This is a genomic window from Microcystis sp. LEGE 08355 (assembly GCF_015207185.1).
GTDB classification, from domain to species: domain Bacteria; phylum Cyanobacteriota; class Cyanobacteriia; order Cyanobacteriales; family Microcystaceae; genus Microcystis; species Microcystis panniformis.
On sequence record NZ_JADEXI010000316.1, the window covers coordinates 1 to 5406 of the forward strand.

The 5406-nt window shown below is 47.7% G+C and carries 3 protein-coding genes and 2 pseudogenes; 3 read left to right on the top strand and 2 right to left on the bottom strand.

What is annotated here, in order from left to right:
• The first annotated feature begins 53 nt into the window (after window positions 1-53).
• The 3 genes from proB to mutS all read left to right on the top strand — a co-directional run bounded on the left by proB (window position 54) and on the right by mutS (window position 4683).
• Window positions 54-1193 (top strand): glutamate 5-kinase, encoded by a 1140-nt coding sequence (proB, locus tag IQ242_RS15670; RefSeq protein WP_193960603.1) that lies wholly within the window; start codon window positions 54-56, stop codon window positions 1191-1193.
• Window positions 1194-1291: 98 nt separating this feature from the next.
• The gene (apcB, locus tag IQ242_RS15675; RefSeq protein ID WP_228021030.1) at window positions 1292-1885 is read left to right on the top strand and encodes an allophycocyanin subunit beta; all 594 of its coding nucleotides are present in this window, start codon (window positions 1292-1294) and stop codon (window positions 1883-1885) included.
• Between the two features lie 149 nt (window positions 1886-2034).
• A complete protein-coding gene (gene mutS / locus IQ242_RS15680; protein ID WP_193960604.1) occupies window positions 2035-4683 on the top strand; it encodes a DNA mismatch repair protein MutS in 2649 nt (882 codons plus the stop codon).
• Between the two features lie 157 nt (window positions 4684-4840).
• Here the strand turns inward: mutS and IQ242_RS26275 are convergent.
• Both IQ242_RS26275 and IQ242_RS15685 read right to left on the bottom strand, forming a co-directional pair.
• Window positions 4841-4959: pseudogene (locus IQ242_RS26275) on the bottom strand (IS1 family transposase); the annotation flags it as partial.
• Between the two features lie 215 nt (window positions 4960-5174).
• A pseudogene (locus tag IQ242_RS15685) lies at window positions 5175-5406 on the bottom strand (hypothetical protein); the annotation flags it as partial.

Below are 5406 nucleotides of genomic sequence, written 5' to 3' on the forward strand. Positions count from 1 at the left end.
GCCCTACACCCCACACCCTACACCCTACACCCCACACCCTACACCCTTTGACGATGAACCAAACCATAGTGATCAAAATCGGTACTTCCAGTTTGACCGATAATGAAACCGGCCAATTATCCCTCTCCACGATCGCCGCTTTAGTGGAAGTCCTCACCCGGTTGCGCGCTGCCGGTCATCGGGTGGTATTAGTATCTTCCGGGGCCGTGGGGGTGGGCTGCCGTCGTCTGGGAATACAGGAAAGACCGAAAAAAATCGCCCTCAAACAAGCGATCGCCGCCGTCGGTCAAGGTCGTCTGATGCGGATCTATGATGACCTCTTTACCAGTCTTGGTCAACCGATCGCCCAAATTTTGCTGACCCGTCCCGAATTGATGGAACGCACCTGTTATGTCAACGCCTATAATACTTTTCAGGCTTTGTTTGAATTAGGGGTGATTGCCATTGTCAACGAAAATGACACGGTGGCGATCGATGAGTTAAAATTCGGCGATAATGACACTTTATCAGCCCTTGTAGCCAGTTTAATCGAGGCTGACTGGTTATTTATCCTCACCGATGTGGATCGCCTCTACAGTGCCGATCCGCGGCTATTTCCCGAAGCGGCGGCTATTGCCCGGGTTACTCCTGCGGAATTAGCGCAACTATCGATCGATGCCGGTAGTAGTGGCAGTCAGTGGGGGACCGGGGGTATGGCGACGAAATTGGCAGCGGCCCGGATTGCCACCAGCGCCGGGGTAGAAATGGCGATTACTAGGGGACGGCAGCCCGGTAATATCTTAAAAATTATGGCAGGAGAGGCGATCGGAACCCGTTTTGAGGCCCAAAAACGCAGTGATAACGCCCGCAAACGCTGGATCGCCTACGGACTAATGCCCATGGGTAAAATCTATCTCGATGCTGGAGCGATTCAAGCCATTTGTCAGGGGGGAAAATCTCTCCTTGCGGCCGGAATCACCAAAGTGGAGGGGGAATTTAGCGCCTCGGAATCGGTGCAATTGTGCGATCAAGAAGGCCGGGAATTGGCCCGGGGAATTGTTAATTATAGTAGTGAGGAGATCGATCGAGTGAAAGGTCAACATTCCGAGCGTATTGCCAGTTTATTAGGTTATATGGCCGCAGAAACCATCATTCATCGGGATAATCTCGTCATTTTGAGTGCCTCGTCCACTACCTCGACTAATAAGGGATAATTCCGCCACCCAGCGCCGGTCCAGCCAATGCCTTAAATGTAAAGAAATGTCTCAAAAAAACAACAAATTGTTAGACAAGCAAGAGAGTTAGACTAGGGATGTCCCCCGAAGTTCAACCCTGTGAGATTATAAATAAAGCGAAACTCAAAAATGTCTTTATTGCTGTTGGGAGAAACTTAATAATGCGAGACGCGGTAACTAGCCTGATTAGAAAATACGATGTCACCGGACGTTATCTCGATCGAGATGCGATCGATAATCTTAAACAATATTTCACCTCGGGAACTGCCCGTCTAGCTGCCGCCGCCCTAATTAACGCTAATTCGGCGGCGCTCGTGCGTGGGGCGGCGATTCGTCTATTTGAAGAAGTTCCCGAATTGATCCGCGCCGGGGGTAATGCCTACACCACCCGTCGTTATTCTGCCTGTCTGCGGGATATGGATTACTATCTCCGCTATGCCAGTTATGCCCTAGTAGCTGCTGATACTAATGTTCTAGATGAGCGGGTACTGCAAGGACTGCGGGAAACCTATAATTCCCTCGGTGTTCCCATCGGTCCGACGGTGCGCGGTATCCAAATCATGAGCGAAATGATTCAAACCATGGCTAGTGAGGCGGGTATTGCCGACACCTCTTTGATCGCTGAACCCTTTGATCATCTCACTCGCGAATTAAGCGAAGTGTCTATCTAAATTCAGTTGTCAGTTATCGCTTATCGGTTTTGTCCGTTCAATTTTTGATGGAACTAACCCGCATCAGTACCCACTCTCAGCCTAGGGGAGTGGGGAAGGTGCAGCAAGGGGAACAGTTGATTAAAACATTGTCCAGCTTTCTTTGACCCATGACTCTCCCCTCGGATTTTCCCCTAGAACCACCGGCTACCAATAAAGATCCCCATCGTGATTATCGCGGACTCGATCGCGATAAACTCACCCCCATGTATCAGCATTATGTGGAGGTAAAAGAAACCTATCCCAATGCTCTTTTACTCTATCGTGTGGGCGATTTTTTCGAGTGTTTCTTTCAGGATGCGGTGATTATCTCCAGAGAATTAGAATTAGTTCTCACCAGCAAGGAAGGAGGTAAAGGGATTGGGAGAGTCGCCATGACCGGGGTTCCCCACCACGCCCTAGAGCGCTATAGTCGTTTATTGGTGGAAAAAGGCTATGCGGTGGCGATTTGTGACCAAGTAGAGGATTCAACGGAAGCAGCCGCCGAAAAACGGCTAGTAGAACGCGCTATCACCAAATTGCTCACCCCCGGAACCCTCACCGATGAGGGAATGTTAAACGCAAAAAAGAATAATTTTCTGGCTGCTGTGGTGATTACCGGAGAAAATTGGGGATTAGCCTATGCAGATATCTCCACCGGAGAATTCTACACCACCCAAGCCAGCGATTTAACGGCTTTAAGCCTAGAATTAAGCCGTTTACAGCCCTCGGAAATCCTTTTTCCCATCAATGCCCCCGATTTAAACCGGATTTTGCGTCCCGGGGAAAAATCTGACCATCTCCCCCCCTGTTTACCCGATAGTTTTTGTTATTCTCTCCGTCCCCAAACCATCTTTACTCTCACAGAAGCGAAAAATCGTCTCCTAATCACCTATAAAATGCGTTCCCTAGAGGGTATGGGCTGCGAACATTTGCCCCTCGCTATTCGCGCAGCTGGGGGCCTATTAGAATACATTGAAGATACCCAAAAAGCCAATCAAGTCCCCCTACAACCTTTAAAAACCTACTCTATCTCCGAATTTTTGATTTTAGATGGGCAAACCCGTCGCAACCTTGAAATTACCCAAACGGTGCGCGATGGTAGCTTCTATGGTTCTCTATTATGGGCGATCGATCGTACTTGTACGGCCATGGGTAGTCGCGCTTTACGTCGTTGGTTACTGCAACCGCTCTTAGATTCTCGCGGTATTCGCGCCCGTCAAGATACTATCCAAGAGTTAAAGGATAATCCCTCCTTGCGCCAAGATATTCGGCAAAAATTAAGGGAAATCTACGATATAGAACGTTTAAGCGGTCGCGTTGGCGCAGGAACGGCTAACGCCCGCGATTTACTTTCCCTAGCGGCATCTTTAGTCAAATTAGCCGATTTAGCGGCTTTGGTTGCTTCGGGAAATTCGCCCTATTTGAAAGCTTTACAGCAAATTCCCGCCGATTTGGAAAAATTAGGCCAGCAGGTGATCGCGCATCTGGTGGAATCTCCTCCGCTGCATCTGAAGGAAGGGGGGGTGATTCGCGAGGGAATTGATGCCCAATTGGATGCCCTGCGGCGCGACTATCAGGAAGTAATCGATTGGTTTAAGAATCTGGAGACGACAGAAAAAGAAAGAACGGGTATTAGTAACCTTAAGGTTAATTATAACAAAACTTTCGGTTATTATATCAGTTTACCTCGCAGTAAAGCTGATTTCGCCCCAAAAGATTATGTGCGTAAGCAAACTTTAGTCAATGAGGAACGTTATATCACCACCGAGTTAAAGGAGAAAGAAAATATAATTCTGACGGCAGTAGATGAATTAAATAAGTTAGAATACGAGATTTTTAGCGATTTACGCCGTCAAGTGGCCGAATTTTCCCCGGAAATCCGGGAAGTAGCCACAAAAGTCGCCGCTTTGGATGTGTTGGCAGCATTGGCAGAAATCGCCGTTTATCAGGGATATTGTCGCCCGGAAATCGCGGATGGTCGTCTTATCGATATTAAAGATGGTCGTCATCCCGTGGTGGAACAATCCCTTGGGGCTGGCTTTTTTGTGCCGAATTCGATTAATTTGGGCAATCAGGAGGGTTTGGAATACCCCGACTTGATTATTCTCACCGGTCCCAATGCTAGTGGCAAAAGTTGTTATCTGCGACAGGTGGGATTAATTCAATTGTTGGCCCAAACCGGCAGTTTTGTCCCAGCAAAGTCGGCCAAAATCTCCATCTGCGATCGCATTTTCACCCGGGTGGGGGCTGTGGATGACCTCGCTACTGGCCAATCCACCTTTATGGTGGAAATGAACGAAACCGCCAATATTCTCAATCACGCCACGGATAGATCATTAGTATTATTAGACGAAATTGGCCGGGGGACAGCCACTTTTGACGGGTTATCCATAGCTTGGTCTGTGGCGGAGTATTTAGCCACGGTACTGCAATCGCGGACGATTTTCGCCACTCACTACCACGAACTGAATGAATTAGCCTCAATCTTAGAGAATGTGGCTAATTATCAGGTAACGGTCAAAGAATTACCCCATGAGATAGTATTTTTGCACCAAGTACGACCGGGAGGTGCGGATAAATCCTACGGTATCGAAGCGGGGAGATTAGCCGGTTTACCAGCTTCTGTGATCGATCGTGCCATGCAGGTGATGGGTCAAATCGAAAAACATAGTAAAATTGCGATCGGTTTGCGTCAAGGAATTAAGAAAATTAAACCGGTTAAGTCGGATAATCCCCCATCTCTGCAGCAGTTAGATATTTTTGATGACACCTACTAAAAACCTGTTGGTATCTAATAATATCTGATTAGACTAACAGTTTTGGGGCATCGGTGACTCCCCGTGAGTTTGACTGTTTGAAAAAACTACTGGTAGAGAAGCAGATTTGACTGGTGGTGATTCGGTAGTAGTGATGGCGGCTTAATCCTTTGCTTTGCTGTGCATTGTAGTCATGGATAAAATACCAAAGGGCTCCCCAACGTGATTCTCCATTTTTTTAGAGAAAGATAGACTCTCTCTCACCAGCCGAGAAATCCTTTGTCGAAAGGTATTATTTAGGGTCTGCTGAAAAAGTAGGGGCGAAGCATTCGGGCAATAACCTATCGGTGAAACCGTAGATTTTCTATCCGAATGCTTCGCCCCTACAGGACGCGGGCCGATGAAGACGCCAGGTTTTGAAGCACGATTCTCTCAAAATCTTGCACCTGTTTCGCAAGAAAAGCCACAAAACCCTTACCATGCCTACATTTCACATTTATTCAGCCAGCCCTATTTAATCTTTCAATAGGATTAGTTTGACCAGTTTCTTTTCCGACTGGTCGATGACGTTTACTAGGAATTACTGTCTTATATGACTCCCAAAAGTCTGTGTAAGCAACCGCACATTGTCGGTAAACACCTGGTAAACTGGCCCCAAAGTTTTTTGGCTGATTGACGACTCCTATCTCCGCGCATAGGGTTTGCTGAAAAAGCTTTTCCTGGGGGCAGGGTGTGGGGTGTGGG